The organism is Burkholderia sp. BKH01 (assembly GCF_025685725.1).
Classification (GTDB): Bacteria; Pseudomonadota; Gammaproteobacteria; order Burkholderiales; family Burkholderiaceae; genus Burkholderia; species Burkholderia pyrrocinia_C.
In genome coordinates, this window is the sequence record NZ_JAOTQT010000001.1 from 287,070 (window position 1) to 303,060 (window position 15,991).

Annotated in this window: 16 protein-coding genes; 6 read left to right on the top strand and 10 right to left on the bottom strand. The window is 63.6% G+C overall.

Features of this window, described 5'->3' with window-relative positions; translation table 11 throughout:
• Window positions 1-11: 11 nt before the first annotated feature.
• The 4 genes from OEJ37_RS01300 to OEJ37_RS01315 form a co-directional block, all read right to left on the bottom strand.
• Window positions 12-398, bottom strand: a complete 387-nt coding sequence (locus OEJ37_RS01300; protein WP_174418523.1) for a VOC family protein — start codon at window positions 396-398, stop codon at window positions 12-14.
• Between the two features lie 209 nt (window positions 399-607).
• On the bottom strand, window positions 608-1,528 hold the full coding sequence (locus OEJ37_RS01305; RefSeq protein ID WP_263342923.1) for a bestrophin family protein: 921 nt from the start codon (window positions 1,526-1,528) through the stop codon (window positions 608-610).
• Between the two features lie 163 nt (window positions 1,529-1,691).
• A complete protein-coding gene (gene cydB / locus OEJ37_RS01310) occupies window positions 1,692-2,699 on the bottom strand; it encodes a cytochrome d ubiquinol oxidase subunit II (protein ID WP_263342924.1) in 1,008 nt (335 codons plus the stop codon).
• A 2-nt stretch (window positions 2,700-2,701) separates the two neighbouring features.
• Entirely contained in the window at window positions 2,702-4,102 is a 1,401-nt protein-coding gene (locus OEJ37_RS01315) for a cytochrome ubiquinol oxidase subunit I (protein WP_263342925.1), read from the bottom strand.
• 422 nt (window positions 4,103-4,524) lie between these two features.
• Here OEJ37_RS01315 and fdhD point away from each other — a divergent pair, with 422 nt between their 5' ends.
• The 5 genes from fdhD to moaD all read left to right on the top strand — a co-directional run bounded on the left by fdhD (window position 4,525) and on the right by moaD (window position 8,867).
• Entirely contained in the window at window positions 4,525-5,397 is an 873-nt protein-coding gene (gene fdhD, locus OEJ37_RS01320; protein WP_263342926.1) for a formate dehydrogenase accessory sulfurtransferase FdhD, read from the top strand.
• A complete protein-coding gene (gene glp, locus OEJ37_RS01325; RefSeq protein WP_263342927.1) occupies window positions 5,394-6,608 on the top strand; it encodes a gephyrin-like molybdotransferase Glp in 1,215 nt (404 codons plus the stop codon). The genes fdhD and glp overlap by 4 nt, the downstream gene beginning before the upstream one ends.
• 199 nt (window positions 6,609-6,807) lie before the next feature.
• Window positions 6,808-7,932: a GTP 3',8-cyclase MoaA gene (moaA, locus tag OEJ37_RS01330; RefSeq protein ID WP_263342929.1), complete on the top strand. Its 1,125-nt coding sequence runs from the start codon at window positions 6,808-6,810 to the stop codon at window positions 7,930-7,932.
• A gap of 46 nt (window positions 7,933-7,978) precedes the next feature.
• Window positions 7,979-8,551: a molybdenum cofactor biosynthesis protein MoaE gene (locus tag OEJ37_RS01335; RefSeq protein WP_174418517.1), complete on the top strand. Its 573-nt coding sequence runs from the start codon at window positions 7,979-7,981 to the stop codon at window positions 8,549-8,551.
• Window positions 8,552-8,609: 58 nt separating this feature from the next.
• Window positions 8,610-8,867: a molybdopterin converting factor subunit 1 gene (moaD, locus tag OEJ37_RS01340; protein ID WP_174418516.1), complete on the top strand. Its 258-nt coding sequence runs from the start codon at window positions 8,610-8,612 to the stop codon at window positions 8,865-8,867.
• Between the two features lie 248 nt (window positions 8,868-9,115).
• Here moaD and OEJ37_RS01345 read toward each other — a convergent pair whose 3' ends face one another.
• The 3 genes from OEJ37_RS01345 to OEJ37_RS01355 are packed head-to-tail and all read right to left on the bottom strand — an operon-like array spanning window position 9,116 to window position 11,257.
• Window positions 9,116-9,715 (bottom strand): NADPH-dependent F420 reductase, encoded by a 600-nt coding sequence (locus OEJ37_RS01345; protein WP_174418515.1) that lies wholly within the window; start codon window positions 9,713-9,715, stop codon window positions 9,116-9,118.
• 27 nt (window positions 9,716-9,742) lie between these two features.
• On the bottom strand, window positions 9,743-10,510 hold the full coding sequence (locus tag OEJ37_RS01350) for an SDR family NAD(P)-dependent oxidoreductase (RefSeq protein ID WP_263342930.1): 768 nt from the start codon (window positions 10,508-10,510) through the stop codon (window positions 9,743-9,745).
• Window positions 10,511-10,522: 12 nt separating this feature from the next.
• Window positions 10,523-11,257, bottom strand: a complete 735-nt coding sequence (locus tag OEJ37_RS01355) for an SDR family NAD(P)-dependent oxidoreductase (protein WP_174418513.1) — start codon at window positions 11,255-11,257, stop codon at window positions 10,523-10,525.
• 105 nt (window positions 11,258-11,362) lie between these two features.
• On the opposite strand from OEJ37_RS01355, the gene OEJ37_RS01360 reads away from it, so the two are divergent.
• The gene (locus tag OEJ37_RS01360) at window positions 11,363-12,376 is read left to right on the top strand and encodes a LysR family transcriptional regulator (protein WP_263342931.1); all 1,014 of its coding nucleotides are present in this window, start codon (window positions 11,363-11,365) and stop codon (window positions 12,374-12,376) included.
• 200 nt (window positions 12,377-12,576) lie between these two features.
• Here the strand turns inward: OEJ37_RS01360 and OEJ37_RS01365 are convergent, their stop codons facing one another.
• The 3 genes from OEJ37_RS01365 to OEJ37_RS01375 form a co-directional block, all read right to left on the bottom strand.
• Window positions 12,577-13,482 (bottom strand): LysR substrate-binding domain-containing protein, encoded by a 906-nt coding sequence (locus OEJ37_RS01365; RefSeq protein WP_254624558.1) that lies wholly within the window; start codon window positions 13,480-13,482, stop codon window positions 12,577-12,579.
• 149 nt (window positions 13,483-13,631) lie between these two features.
• Window positions 13,632-13,985 (bottom strand): RidA family protein, encoded by a 354-nt coding sequence (locus OEJ37_RS01370; RefSeq protein WP_263342933.1) that lies wholly within the window; start codon window positions 13,983-13,985, stop codon window positions 13,632-13,634.
• A 36-nt stretch (window positions 13,986-14,021) separates the two neighbouring features.
• Window positions 14,022-15,344 carry an NAD(P)/FAD-dependent oxidoreductase gene (locus OEJ37_RS01375; RefSeq protein WP_263342934.1) on the bottom strand — a complete coding sequence of 441 codons (1,323 nt, stop codon included), beginning with the start codon at window positions 15,342-15,344 and terminating at the stop codon, window positions 14,022-14,024.
• Window positions 15,345-15,991: the final 647 nt, after the last annotated feature.

A 15,991-nucleotide genomic window follows, 5' to 3' on the forward strand; every position in this document is an offset into this window, starting at 1 on the left:
CGCGCAACGCGTTACTTCATCTGCATCAGTTGAATGAGGTTCCCGCACGTATCGTCGATCACGGCGACGCGTACGGGCCCCGCGTCCATCGGCTCCAGCGTGAACCGCACGCCGTGCGCAGTAAGCCGTGCGAACTCGCCATCGAGATCGTCGACCTGGAACGACGCCGCCGGAATGCCGTCTTCATACAGCGCCTGTTTGTAAGGCCCCACCGCACGATGGCTGCTCGGCTCGAGCAGCAGTTCGGTGCCGTCCGGCTGGTCCTTCGACACGACGGTCAGCCAGCGGTAGTCGCCCACCGGGATGTTGTTCTTCAGCCTGAAGCCGAGCTTGTCGATATAGAACGTCAACGCCTTGTCCTGATCGTCGACAAAAATACTCGTCACGTAGATTCGCATTTCAATCTCTCCTGAAGCGGCAATCGGCAATCGCCGTTCGTACGGTCACGCTGCATCATCGATAACAGGCAACGCCCGTGCCGCTATTCTTCGTCGAAATCGATGACAAACGCATAACCGCCGTCGATCGGCTTGTGCAGGCAGCCGTCGAAGTCATCGCCGATCACCGCGTAGGCCAGCCGGATAACCGACGCGTTGCGCGTGCCCGCTTACGTAATCTGATACGTCGACGCCGGCACGAACTCCTCCGGCATCGGCCGATTGCCCAGTTCGAGCACCGACCGCTCGATCGTGCGCGCCATCGCATCGAGCGCGAGTGCATTCGGCGCGAGGCCGAACGGTTCGGCGACCTCGTTCGCGATCGCTTCGAGCGCAATCAACGTGTACGAGATGAACACGCAGATCAGCGGCGTGAAGAATTCCGTCGAATCGACGAGGCCGAACGGCAGCAGCACGCAGTACGCATACACCGTGCGGTGCAGCAGCACGCTGTACGAGAACGGGATCGGCGTCGACAGGATGCGCTCGCAACCACCCACCGACTTGCCCAGTTCGTCGAGCTGCGTCTCGAACATCCAGCACGTCGCGTCGCTGCCGGGCGCGCGGCCCAGCGCGCGGACGATGCCGCCGCGCAGCTCGTCGAGGATCGCGACCGGCTTGAAGCACTTGCGCGCGAACTCGCCGGCACGCTCCGCGCCGAGAATCCGCTGCAGGTCTTCGGTCGGATCGGTATGGCGCAGCTGATGCTTCAGCGCATACGTGAACGCGATCAGCAGATCGGCGAGCCGGTTGCGCTCGGCATCGCCGACGCTGTCGGGCAGGTAGCGATTCAGTTGCGACGTCACGGTGCGCGCCGCGATCAGCAGGTTGCCCCACAGATGCCGCGCCTCCTTGAAACGCTCGAAGCTCGCGTTGTTGCGAAACGCGAGGAAGATCGCGAGCGCGAGCCCGAACAGCGTGAACGGCGCGGTGTTGAGCGGGATCTTCTCGCCGAAGATGCGCCCGTTCGTGAAGACCGCCAGCGTGCTGACGATCGCCATGAACACCAGTTGCGGAATGATCGATTGCAGCACGGAGCCGTTCCATACGAACAGCATCCTGAGCCAGTTCTGTCGTGGTCTGACGATCATGATTGTTTCCCGACTGCCAAAGAAATACGCAGCACGGACTGCCCGAACCCGATGCGCAACGGCCCGCGCATGGCGGGCCGCTTTCGGGCAGGTGCCGTGCCGGGGCCGCGTTGCGCGTGACGATACGCCCGCGCACACCGCGCCCCATCACATCGCGTGCCGCTCAGTGATAGCCGATATCGCCCTCGCGCACCTTGCCGCGGAACACGCGGTACTGCATCGCGTTGTACACGAGGATGATCGGCAGCACGATCACGGTGCCGACGAGCGCGAACAACTGGCTCGAATGGCTGGACGACGCGTCCCAGATCGTCAGCGACGGCGGCACGATGTTCGGCCAGATGCTGATCACGAGCCCCGTGTAACCGAGGAACACGAGCGCGAGCGTCAGCAGGAACGGCGTGGCCTCGTGCTGGCGCTTCACCGTGTGAAAGATGCCCCATACGCACGCGACGACGAGGATCGGCACCGGCAGGAACCAGCCGAGGTTGCCGCTGCCGAACCAGCGGTGCGCGACGGCGGGCAGCCCGATCACGGTCCACAGGCTGACGACGGCCATCACGGCGAGCAGCACACCCGCGAGCGGCTTCATCAGCAGCCGCATCTTGCGCTGCAGTTCGCCGTCGACCTTCAGGATCAGCCAGCCGCAGCCGAGCGTCGCATACGTGACGAGCACGCCGATCCCGCAGAGCAGGCTGAACGGCGACAGCCAGTCGAACGGCCCGCCCGCGAACTGGTTGTTCTCGATCTTGATGCCCTGCAGCAGCGAACCGAGCACGATCCCCTGGCAGAACGCCGCGAGCGCAGAGCCGCCGATGAACGCGAGATCCCACATGTGTTGCGTGCGGGTGGCCTTCGCACGCAGTTCGAACGCGGCGCCGCGGAAGATCAGCCCGACCAGCATCAGCACCAGCGGCAGGTAATTCGCGGGCAGCAGCGTCGAATACACGACCGGGAACGCGCCGTAGAGCCCCGCGCCGCCGAGCACCAGGAACGTCTCGTTGCCGTCCCACACCGGCGCGACGGTATCGAGCATCACTTGCCGCTCGGCTTTCGCATCGAAGAACGGAAACAGCAGGCCGATGCCGAGATCGAAGCCGTCCAGCATCACGTAGATGAATACGCCGAGGCCGATGATCGCGGCCCACACGACAGGAAGATCGATTTGCATGGTTACTCCGCCTCGGTGGTATCCAGCGACGCGGCCAGCGCGCGGTTGCGCAGGCCCGGATGCCGGTGGAGCTCGATGTACCCGGCGTGTGCTGCCGGCCCGTGCTTCATCAGTTTCATCATGTAGTAGATACCCGTTCCGAATACCAGGAAGTACACGACCACGAAGATCAGCAGCGACACGCCCACCTGCTGCGCGCTGAGCGGCGCAACCGAATCGACGGTGCGCAGCACGCCGTACACGGTCCACGGCTGCCGCCCGACCTCGGTCGTGATCCAGCCGGCCAGCAGCGCGACGATGCCCGACGGCCCCATGCCCACCACGAACCACTGGAACCAGCGCGTTTCATACAGGCGCCCGCCCTTTCTCAGCAGCAGCCCGAGCAGCGCGGTCAGCAGCATCAGCATCCCGAGGCCCGCCATGATCCGGAACGTCCAGAACACGATCGGCGAATACGGGCGGTCCTGCGGCGGGAATTCCTTCAGCCCGCGGATCTCGCCATCCCAGCTGTGCGTGAGGATCAGGCTGCCGAGGTGCGGCACCTGGATCGCATAGCGCGTGGCTTCGGCCTGCATGTCGGGCAGCCCGACGAGGTTCAGCGCGGTGCCGCCCTTCTCGGTCTCCCACAGCCCCTCGATCGCCGCGATCTTCGCCGGCTGGTATTCGCGCGTGTTCAACCCGTGCGCATCGCCGACGACGATCTGGATCGGCGCGAGCAGCAGCAGCATCCACAGCGCCATCGAGAAGCTGCGCTTCACCGGCTCGTCGCGGCGCCCCTTCAGCAGGTGCCACGCGCCGCACGCGGCGACGATGAAGCCCGCGACGATGAACGCCGCGATCGTCATGTGCACGAGACGGTACGGGAACGACGGATTGAAGATGACCTTGAACCAGTCGACCGGCACGACGAGGCCGTTCTCGATCTTGTAGCCCTGCGGCGTCTGCATGAAGCTGTTCGACGCGAGAATCCAGAACGTCGAGATCAGCGTGCCGACCGCGACCATCAGCGTCGCGAAGAAGTGTGCGCGCGGGCTCACGCGCTGCCAGCCGAACAGCATCACGCCGAGGAAGCCGGCCTCGAGGAAGAACGCCGTCAGCACTTCATACGTGAGCAGCGGGCCCGTGATGTTGCCCGCGACGCGCGAGAAGCCGGCCCAGTTCGTGCCGAACTCGTATGCCATCACGACGCCGGACACCACCCCCATCCCGAAGCCGATCGCGAAGATCTTCGACCAGAACTGGAACATGGATTTGTAGGCGGCGTCGCCGGTGACGAGATAACGCCATTCCAGCACCGCCAGGAAGCTCGCCATGCCGATGCTGATCGCGGGAAACACGATGTGGAACGACACCGTGAACGCGAATTGCAATCGTGCGAGATGGAACGCATCGAAGATTTCCATGACCGTAATTTGCTCGTGATTGTGAGAACGTCCGCCCGAAGCAGGAAATCGCGCGACGGCTTGGCGACAACACATGCGAACACCAACGGTCACTCGCATGGCATCGAAGCGTGAATGACGATATCGCGTTTGCCACGATACTCGCAATCGCGCGAACGCGTCCTGAAACTGTGCTTTCCGTCCCGGCAAAGATGTGTGTCCGGAAAAGACACAACCGGCGCCGGGCGTCGCAAGCTGTACTGCTTTCCGCGTTGCGACGCTGTGCCTGCGGCCCGCTGTTCACCGCCCTTACCATGTGATGCAACGCCTGCCCGCGGCAACGGCGCGCCCCTCCGCGCCCGCCCGGCAGCATCGATTTCCGTCGCTCGGCGTACGCGCCGAGCCCGGCCGGCACGCCGGCCGATCCGCCTGGAGAAAACCGCATGGAGTCCTGCATCCGCCGCGACGATCCGACCGGCAGCACCGCGTGTCATGTGACGCGCCATCGTGCCGGCGAAGCGCGCGACACCGTCGATCGCATCGTCGACGAAACGCCGGTTGCACTCGTGTTCAACGGCATCTCGCATACGGTCATGATGGCGACGCCGATCGACCTCGACGCGTTCGGGCTCGGCTTCGCGCTGAGCGAAGGCATCGTCGAGCGCGCGTCCGACGTGTTCGACATCGAGAGCGAATGCCGGCCCGGCAGCGCCGAAGTGCGGCTCACCGTGTCGCAGCAGGCGTTCATGGCGCTGAAGGCGCACCGCCGCGCGCTGGCCGGCCGCACGGGCTGCGGCGTATGCGGGATCGAAAGCATCGCGCAGCTCGACCTGCACCCGCCGCGCATCGATGCCGCAGGCGCGGCCGCCGACATCGGCGCCGACGCGATCGCACGCGCCGCGCGCGCGTTGCCGGCCCACCAGACGCTGATGCGCGAGACGGGTGGCATCCACGCGGCCGCATGGTGCGACCGCGGCGGCGCCGTGCTCGACTTGTTCGAGGATGTCGGCCGCCACAACGCGCTCGACAAGCTGATCGGCCGGCTCGCGCGGCGCCGCGCCGACTTGCGCGCAGGTTTCGTGTTCCTGTCGAGCCGCGCGAGCTACGAACTGGTGCGCAAGGCCGCACGGGTCGGCATCCCGATGATCGCGACGATCTCGGCGCCGACGTCGCTGGCGATCGACGTCGCCCGCGAAGCCGGCGTGCGGCTGCTCGGCTTCTGCCGCAACGACGGCTTCGTCGAATACGTGTCGCCCGACGCCGCTCGTCGCGAACAACCGGCGCTTTCGCAAGCGCATCCGGCTCTCTCGTCATGAAACAACTGATCGATTTCGATACCGCGCAGCAGCATTTCTCCGGCGCATTTGCGCCGCTTGCTGCGGCCGCCTCCATTCCGGTGACAGACGCGGCCGGCCACGTGCTGGCCGCGCCGCTGACCGCCGTGCTCGACCAGCCGCCGGCCGACCAGAGCGCGATGGACGGCTACGCCGTGCATCACGCGGACCTCGCGCACGGCGAGCCGCTGCGCGTCACGCAGCGCTGCTATGCAGGCGACACGCCGGCGCCACTGGCCGCACGCACGGCCGCACGCATCTTCACCGGCAGCCTGATTCCGCCCGGCGCCGACACCGTCGTGATGCAGGAGCGTGCGCGCGAACAGGACGGCTGGGTCGCGTTCGACGCGCCGCAGCGCAGCGGCTCGCATATCCGCCGCCGGGGCGAGGAAGTGCGTGCCGGCGACCTGCTCGTGCCGGCCGGCGTGCGGATGGGCCCGATGCACTTGGGTGTGGCCGCCGCGCAAGGTTTCGCGCGCGTCGACGTGCGCCCGGCACTGCGTGTCGGCATCCTGACGACCGGCGACGAACTCGTCGCGTGCGGCGAGCCACGTGCACCGCAGCAGATCTACAACAGCAATGCGCCGATGCTGGCCGCGCTGGTATCGGGAACCGGTGCCGGCGTAGCAATGAGCCTGCATGCGGCCGATACGGCGAGCGCCGTCGATCGTGCGCTGCGCGACCTGCACGCGTGTTGCGACCTGGTGATCTGCGTCGGCGGTGCATCGGTCGGTGACAAGGATCTGCTGCGCCCCACGCTGGCCGCGCTCGGCGCATCGTTCGTCGTCAGCGGCGTGCGCATGAAACCCGGCAAGCCGGTCGCGCTCGCACGGCTCGACGCGCGGCCCGTGGTACTGCTGCCGGGCAATCCGGGCGCCGCGATGACGGCGTTCGCGCTGTTCGTCGCGCCGCTGATCCGCTGCCTGCAAGGGCGCGACGCGTGCATGCCGATCGTGCCGTCGCTGCCGATCGACGTGGACTTCGAGCCCGATGCGCAGCGCGAGCGCTTCGTGCGCGTGCGTTGCGCCATCGGCGCCGACGGCTCGGCCGTGCTCGACACGCTGCGGCAGCAAGGCGCGGGCACGCTGCAGTCGCTCGTGCAGGCGAGCGGGCTCGCGCGGCTGCCGGCCGGGAAGCGCATCGCGCGCGGCGACGCGCAGCCGTATTACGAATTCGCGCACTGGCTCGCATGATCGCGACGCCGGATAACCGCCCGATGCCGCGCATTCGCCGCGCACCCCGCACGGCGAACTGTATTCCTGCAATTCGGACGCGATTGTGTCCCTGCCGGAAAAGTCCGGCGGACTATCCTCACGATGAGGCTCGTCACGACCCGTGCGCCGACACGTCGGCACACGCGCGGCCGATCGGCGACGCCCCTCCGCTTACTTCATGCAGGCCGACGACCAGATCGTGAATGCCATCGTTTCCGCCGCGCCGGCCGCCGCCGCTTCCTCCGGCGGCGCATCGCCCGGCGCCTTTCTCCGCACGACCGACACGCTCGGCCGCCCGCTGCGCGACCTGCGCCTGTCCGTGATCGACCAGTGCAATTTCCGCTGCGGCTACTGCATGCCGCGCGAAAGCTTCGGCGCCGGCTACGCATTCATGCCGTCGTCCGAGCGGCTGTCGTTCGCGCAACTGGAAAGGATCGCACGCGCGTTCACGTCGCTCGGTGTCGAAAAAATCCGCATCACCGGCGGCGAGCCGCTGTTGCGCCGCAATCTCGAAGCGTTGATCGAACGGCTTGCCGCACTGACGACCGTGGACGGCAAGCCCGTCGAAATCGCGCTGACGACCAACGGTTCGCTGCTCGCCGCGAAAGCACGCTCGCTGCGCGACGCGGGGCTGTCGCGCGTGACCGTGAGCCTCGATGCGCTCGACGACGCGGTGTTCCGCCGGATGAGCGACGCCGACGTGCCCGTGTCGCGCGTGCTGGCCGGCATCGAAGCCGCGCATGCGGCCGGGCTCGCGCCGGTCAAGGTCAACGCGGTGATCGAACGCGGCGCGAACGACGATCAGATCCTGCCGCTTGTGCGTCACTTCCGGCATACCGGCGTGGCAGTGCGCTTCATCGAATACATGGACGTCGGCGGCGCAAGCTTCTGGTCCGGCGACAAGGTCGTGCCGGCCGCGCGCATGCGCGAGCTGATCGACGAGCACTATCCGCTCGTGCTGGTCGGCGAACCGGGGCACGACGCGACCGCGATCCGTTGCGCGCACATCGACGGTGCGGGCGAGGTCGGCTTCATCGCGAGCGTGTCGCATCCGTTCTGCGGCACCTGCTCGCGCGCACGCGTGTCTGCCGACGGCAAGCTTTATACGTGCCTGTTCGCGACCCAGGGCACCGACCTGCGGCCGTGGCTCGACGATGCAGCGCCGGTCGACACGCTCGCCGCCGCCGTGCGCGATCGCTGGACGCGGCGCGACGACCGCTATTCCGAGCGCCGCGCCGCACGGCCGGCCCGTGCACCGGGCAAGACCTATCCGACCGTGCGCATGTCGCTCGTCGGCGGCTGACGGGTCGCCGCGCGACCCAGGACGCACCGCCTACAGGAGAACCGTGATGACGACCTTCACCGAATCCCGCGCCGGGCTGCCGGACGACCCGCTGCGCGCCGGCAGTCATTCCCATCCCGCCGACACGGCCGACCCGCACACCGAGCCGCCGCCGGCGATTGCCGCCGGCTTCGAAGTGCGCGTGCAGTATGCGGCGATCGACGCGGGTGCCGAGCTTGCACCGATCGTTCGCAATCCGAATGTCGGCGCGGTCGTGAATTTCCTCGGTGTCGTGCGCAACGAAGGCGACGTCGACGACGTCGTCGCGCTCGAGATCGAGCACTACCCGACGATGACCGAACAGGCTCTGTGGAGCATCGTCGAGGAAGCCAGCGCGCGCTGGCGGCTCGAAGCGGTCAGGATCGTGCACCGCGTCGGGCGCATTCCGCTCGGCCAGGCGGTCGTGCTGGTCGTGGTGGCCGCCGCGCATCGCGGGTCCGCGTTCGACGCGTGCGAATTCCTGATGGACTTCCTGAAGACCCACGCGCCGTTCTGGAAGAAGGAGATCCGCCACGACGGCGAATCCGGCTGGGTCGAGGCGAAGGCGCACGACGACCAGGCAATGCGGCGCTGGGGCTGACCGCGCAAGCGTCGCTTGTTCCGATTCCGATTACGCCGATTCCATTCAAGACATCGCGATGAAACTGACAATCAAATACTTTGCAAGCATTCGCGAGCAACTCGATACCGACGAGGAAATCGTCGAGATCGATGCGCGCGAACTCACCGTCGATGCGTTGCGCAGCACGCTGGCCGCGCGCGACGTTCGTAGCGCGGAAGCGTTGCGGATGGACCGGCCCGTGCGGGCGGCCGTCAATCTCGAGATGGTGACGGGCGGCTTCGTCGTGCGGGAAGATAGCGAGGTGGCGTTTTTCCCGCCGGTGACGGGCGGGTGACATGACGATGGGCCGCAATTCGTCACGACGTCGACGGACCCGCGCAGCACACGCCCGCGGGTTTCGAGAATTACCGCCGCGCGGTCGGCGTCGCGGCGCTGCTGAAGGACTTCGGCGTGCCCGGCGTGTTCACCCGGATCACGGTGTTCATGCTCCTGGAGGCCGTGATCGCGGGGCCGTTGCATCGACGGGTTGAGTCCGCACCGGTAATCGGCCATTCGACTCAGCGAAATAGCCGGAAGCCGTTGTCATCGGTCGAACTTGATCAAGTCCTTGAAGATCAGCCGCCCCCAGCTTTTCCCGCGCGCATGCACAAGCAGTCCACCTTCCGAAAGCCCGCCAAGTTCGATTGGCGCGAAACCGAGATTTTCCGCAAGCTCGCCAATCTTCGCTGCGGCGCCGTCGTCGTCGCTCGCGAGGAACACGACTCTCCTGCCGCCGTGGACGGCCGGATCCTGATCAAGGACGGCCGCGACCAGATGGTTGAAGCCTTTCACCAGCCTGGCTCCGGTGAACACCTTCGCGACGAAGGCAGAGGACGGAAGACCGCTCAGTTCCTCAAGCGGGGCCTGCGTGTTCATCGCGTCGACGATGGTCTTCCCCGTCCAGTCGGGTAGTGCTTTTGCGACCTCCGGGTGGGACTCGAAACGAACTGCCAGAAAGATGATGTCCGCCTTGACGGCTTCAGTCAGGGTTTTGGGAACAATCGTGGGCCCGATCGCGGCTGCCTCGGCTGCAAAGCTTTTCGGGTCGCGCGTGGTTGCAACGGCTACTTCGATACCGTTGCGGGCGAACGCCTTGGCAAGTGCGTGGCCAATCTTGCCGAAGCCAATGATTGCGTAGCTCATGAGTTTCTCCTTCGGTTCCCGGCGCGATCAGAGCTTGTAACCGCCGCTCGCTTCGATCGTCTGGCCAGTCACCCAATGGCCATCATCGGAAGCCAGGAACGCCACGACGGCGGCGATTTCCGAAGGCTCGCCACAGCGTCCCAGCGCGATTTGGGCCTCGAGCGCCTTGACGAGTTCGGGGTTCTCCCGCAAGGCTGCGTTCGCATCCGTTCGCGTGTAGCCCGGCGCCACGGCGTTCGCGGTGATGCCACGCGGCCCCAGTTCGATTGCGAGCGTATGGGTCAAGGTGTTGATGGCCGCTTTCGCCATCGAGTAGACGGGCGCGGCCGTCACGGGCTTCGTGGCGGCAGCGGAAGAAATGTTGATGATGCGTCCACCATCGGCGAGACGATCGAGAGCGGCCTGAATGATGAAGAAGGGCGCGCGGGCATAGACCGCCATCAGGGTGTCCCAACTCTCCGGCGTCGCGTCCTTGAAGCCAACCCAGCCGGAATTGCCAGCGTTGTTGACCAGAATGTCGAGGGCCTTGCTTCCGTTCCGCCTGGTGAACTCGTCGTCAAGTCTCTCGAACAAGGCCGGCACGGTCGCCGGGTCGACGAGATTCGCATGGATCGCGAACGCGGTGCCTCCCGCTTTCTCGATGGCCGCGACCGCCTCGTCTGCGCCGGATTTGCTGGCATTGTAGGTCAGCGCGACCATCGCACCGTCCTTTGCAAGACGTTCGGCGATGGCGCGGCCAATGCCCCGCGATGCCCCGGTAACGAGCGCTGTCTTGCCCTTTAGAGATTGAGTCATTCGTTTATTTCCTCAGAGTTGTGCGAGGCCACCGTCAACGGCGATCTCGCTGGCGGTCATGAAGCTGCTGTCCGACGACGCAAGAAAGGCGGCCACCGCCCCGATCTCCGCCGGATCGGCCATACGCTGGAGCGGATTGAGCGAAGCGAAGACCTTCATGCCTTCCTCGCCTAGCGCTTCCTTCGCGAGTTCGGTCGCAGTCGGCCCAGGGGACAGCACGTTCACCCGGATACCGGTGCCCTTCAGGTCCTCTGCCCAGGTCCGTGCGAGGTTGCGCACGGCCGCCTTGCTCGCGCTGTAGGCGCTGAATGCCGGGGCGCCCGTGGTGCCGGCGCTCGATCCGGTCAGGATGATCGAACCGCCCTGGCCCATCAGAGGTAGCGCCTTCTGGACCGTGAAGATCGAACCCTTCACGTTGGTGTCGAAGATTTCGTCGATGTGCCCGGCGGTAATCTGGCCGAGTGGCAGCTGGCTTCCCGTCCCGGCATTGGCGAAGACGACGTCAAGGGTTCCGCGTTCGGCCTTCACCGCCGCGTAGAGCCGGTCGAGGTCGGCCAGGTCGGAGACCGAGCCATTCACTGCGCGGGCATTGGGCCCGAGGTCGGCCACGGCGGCGTCGAGTGCTTCCTGCCGGCGGCCGAAGATGAAGACGAAGGCGCCCTCCTCTATGAAGCGCTTTGCCGCGGCGCGGCCGATGCCGGTAGCGCCACCGGTGATCACCGCGGTCTTTCCATTCAGTCTGTTCATGCCCTGCATCCTTCGAAACAAAAGCGACAAACCGATTCTGAGGCCCTTGATTCATAAAGCCAATTGACTGAATATCTATAAATACCATCTACTTTCTAGATAAATATGTTGGACAACGTCACCATCAATCAACTTCGGGCATTCGTCGCCGTGTGTGACCAGGGGAGCTTTTCCGGAGCGGCACGGCAGCTAAGGCGTGCCCAGTCCGCGATCAGTCATGCGATCAGCGCACTCGAGAGCGCCTTTGATGTGGTGCTGTTCGAGCGCAACACTCGCAAAGCGACGCTGACGGCCGCGGGCCGCAGCCTCCTGCCTGACGCGCGTGGGGTGATCTCACGCACCGAGGAAATGAAGATGCGTGCGGTTGCGATTGCCGAAGCCGGAGTCCCACAGGTCTCGGTTGCCGTGGATACCTATTTCCCACGTGTGCACCTGATCGAATGCCTGCGCACCTTGCAGGCGGACTTTCCAACGGTTGCAATCAATCTGCGCATGACAACCATGCAGGGTGGCGAGCGTTTGGTTCTCGAAGGCACGTGCGCATTGGCGGTGACGATCACGGACGTGCCGGAGCTGAGCCCCGGCACCATAGAACGGCAGCATCTATGTGACTCGCAAATGGTGACCGTCTGTGCACCATCGCATCCGCTGGCCTCGATCGCGGGGCCAATCCCGCGGGAGGAATTTGGCCGGCACATCCAGCTTGTTGTAACGGACAATCAGCCCGATGCGGAAAAGTCGCAACAGGGGGTCGCCAGTGAACGCCAGTGGTGGGTGAATGACCTCGGCGCGAAGCACGATCTGCTCAAGGGAGGCTTGTGCTGGGGCCACATGCCGCGCCATATGGTCGATGAAGACCTCGCGAAGGGAACACTTGTCGAACTCCAGCGGCGCGCATGGCACATGCGTCCTCTCACCTTCATGATCTCGCTGCGGCGCGGGTACACGATTTCCGAATGCGAGGCACGACTCGTTGAGCGTCTGGGCGATCGCCAGAGCTGCCCGAAGGATGCTACCCGGAGCTCGGTCTTACACAAAACTAAAAAAGCCAGAAAGCCCGCCAAGCCTGAGGAGCAACCAGTACGGCCTGTCGCTCCTCGGCGGACGTCCGCAAAGTAGATGGCCGGAAGTCCGCTTTCTGGAATCTTCGATGGCAGCAATGCTCAGAATCGAGCCAGTCGTATCCTTGAGAATCAACCGGCTGAAACGGGTCGTCCTGAGCCGGGCGCGGTCGGACTCTGTGCGGCCATGAACGGACGCCCATACACTCGACACGAGTGTCCGCTTCAAGATCGAAAAGGCGACAGTAGCTATCCGAATCAGATGGTCGACATCAACCAGTCTCTAAAAGTGCAAGCTGGTGCGGAGAGCGGACGATACTTGGCGTGGACAAGAAAATCAGATCGGCCTGTCTCGTAAGAAAAGTCACCTAACTTCCTCAATGCTCCCGACTCGATGGCTTGTCGCGCCATAAAATCCCATCCGAGCGTCACACCAAGGCCTTCCAGGGCCGCGTTGAACGACAACGTGACCTGATTGAAAGTGATCGCGTTTCGGGGAATCTGATACCGCACGTGAAAGTGATCGAACCAGTCTTGCCAGTCGAGGCAATCCCACTGGCTGGAGTCGAGTTGTATCAGCGGCAACCCGATCAAGTCTTCGGGCTTGGTCGGCGATGCAATGTCCAATGCGGCGCTACAGATCGGATACACAATTTCGGGGAACAGTGGCGTACCCTCAAGTGTCGGCCAGTCGCCATCGCCGTAGAGAATGCCGAAGTCGCTTTCACTGCAACTGCGCTCGTTGATGGCGTTTGCCGATATGACGTTGACCGTTATGTCCGGGTAAAGCTGATTGAATCGCACGATCCTCGGGAACAGCCAGAAGTGCGCTACTGCCTGCGTGCAAGCGATCGATACGGCCTGACTATCCTGCTCATCTCGCGCTTTCAGCACCGCACGTTGCAGCTTGTAGAGTAGCGGCTCGACTTCTTCGAGAAATTTTGCCCCAGCGGCGCTCAACTGGATTCCACGCGCGTGCCGGTCAAACAGTGCGCAATGCAGCACTTCCTCAAGTGCCTTTATCTGTTTGCTCACTGCGCTTTGCGTGAGCAAAAGCTCTCGTGCCGCCTGCGTGAAGCTGCCGCAGCGTGCGACAGTCTCAAAGCACACCAAGGTCTCAATCGGGGGCAAAGTACTGAGCAGACGGAGATTTTTGGCTTTCATCAGCGCAATACATTCCATCCATGAAAGTGTTTGCTTTCATGAGCATACATCAGCAAAAGGGGGCGTGCGGTTGACATTCCGTGTCGGAATGCGGCGACGCGCGGTCGGGCTGGCTGCGCGTGCGATCCAGCCCGACGAAGAGAGCGGTGCTATCGAGAGGAAATGTAGCCGAACGCCTGTACCTCGATCAGGTACTCGGCGCCGGCAAGCCTGCTTTCCACGCAAGCACGTACAGGCTTCTCAAACCCTTCGAGCCAGCGCTCATAGACAACATTCATTTCGTCAAAATACTGGATATTCGAAAGCCAGATTTGAACGCGCGTGAGGTCGTTCTTCGTGCCGCCGACCGCCGACAGCAGACTGTCTATTGACTCAAGAATCTGTTGCGTCTGCTCGGCAATGCCCGCAGATGGGTTGTTTGCCACTTGTCCGGCGGTTTCGAAACAGCCGTTGTACTCGACCGCCTGCGACATTCTGGCGTTCTGTTGAATCCGCTTGATCATCCGAACTCCCATGTCGATGAAATTGGTTGTTCGCGCTTATATGTCCCCGCCAGCGTTCCCTGACTCTCGCGCCAGACGCAGGCGAGCGCCGGCGGTTCGCAGTGGGTCAGGCGGAATCCAGGACGGACTGGCGTTCTGCTGGATGAACGTCAGGTTGTCGCTCTTGATCTTGTTGATATGCTCCGCCATGTAGTAGCCGAGATAGGTACCTTTGACGACCCCAACCCCGTTGCAACCACCTATCACGTAAACACCCTCTCCAGCGTCCGCGAACACCGGCTCATGATTGAGCGTCATCGCGAGCATGCCGCCCCACGTGTATTCAAAGGCCATCTCTTTCAGGAACGGGAAGCGTGCTTCGAACGATTTCCGATGCTGCTTCCATGCGTTATCAAGCCCCGCACGCGTGCTCTTGAGTTCAGGCAGGAAGTCGAGCGTATTGCGAACGAAAATCCGCTTGTCCACCGTGAAGCGCACAGTGCTGCCAGCCGGATGTGCAGAGGTAGTGCCCCAAGATTTCACGCCTTTGAAGTGCCTCCTGATCAGCTCGCCCGACAGTTTGGGCGTCAAGCTCGCGTAGGTGAAGACCGGCGCGAGACGACGAGACAGCTTTCCGAATTCTTCAGAAAACGAATTCGTCGCTTGCACGACGATAGGCGCAGTAATGCTGCCGCCAACGAACTGCAAGCGGTGCCGCTTTCCGTATTCGATGCCGGTTACGGGGCTGTTCTCGAATAGCGTTACGCTTTTCGGCAGAGCCTTCGTGAGACCGCGGACAAGCGCAGCAGGATTGACCAGAACGTTTCCGGGTGTGTAGACAGCCGACCGATAGTAGTTCGTGCCGAGTCGCTTTTCGAGATCGCGACCGGATAACTGCTCGTACTCGAAGCCAGCTGCGCCAAGCATTTTCACAAAGCTCGTGAGGCCGGACTCGTTCTCCTCTTCGTGCGCCGACATGTACTTGCCAGCGTCATCCCAGAACGGGATAGCAAACCGGTCCTTGTACTCGCGCAGCCGGTTGATGGCGAACACGTTCAGTTTGTAGAGCGCACGCGCATAGGTCACATTCGTCTTGCCCCCGTCGAGATTGTGAGGGAGGTCGATCAGGAAGCCAGCGTTACGGCCCGACGTGCCTTCGCCAACGCGCAAGGCATCGATCACGGCAATGCGCGCTGACGGTTCAAGTTCGGCGTAGCGCAGCGCGAGCGAAATGCCGGTGAAGCCAGCACCTATCACTGCAACGTCAAATTCGTGTGCGCCCTTTGCGCGCTGGCCGAGCGACGCATTGAAGTCAGGCGTCGTTTCGAGCCAGCCGAGATCGCCGTCGACCTGGGGAAATTTCTCAATCCTGTTACGCACGGTAGCCTCCGAAATATGCTTTGGCGTTAAGGTGCATCGGATTGGGCTAGCCCACAAACGAAATATTCGCATCAGTCATTCCATCCTGGAATATCTCGTCGCACAAAAAGACACTTCGTGCCGCCCGGACAGTCCCGTGTCGAATGCGTTCATGGGGCCGCCGGGTAAAGTGACGCAACGGGGGCAACGGAGTTGTCGAACGCGAAAGTCATTCCAGAACGGAAGACCCCATGAAGGAATATCGCTTGTGCGTCCCATTGCTGGCGCATAGCCTTCCCCACTGCAAATGTAAGTTCAGCATGGCATCCAGCCGGGAGATCCACGGTCGCATTCACGGGTCGCGTTGACTTGATTGCGTGTCGGTCGCGTGTCGAACGACGCCTGCATCGTTCGGCGCATCGAGTGGCGCTCGCGGCATCCGCCAGCGTGAGTGCATCTTGCAAGTGGTTGGAAGCTGCGCGTTGCGGTCGAGCTTCCAGCACATTCAATTACATGAGGCATGGGACGAGACAATGGAACCTTCCGTACGGAGACCGCGACCCGAAGCGGTCGTGCAATTTGACGCGTTTGCTCAAGATCACGCGACGAGTAATGCCCGCACTTCGGATGCAGAACACCACACCCTGGGACGCGGACTAAAGCAGCGT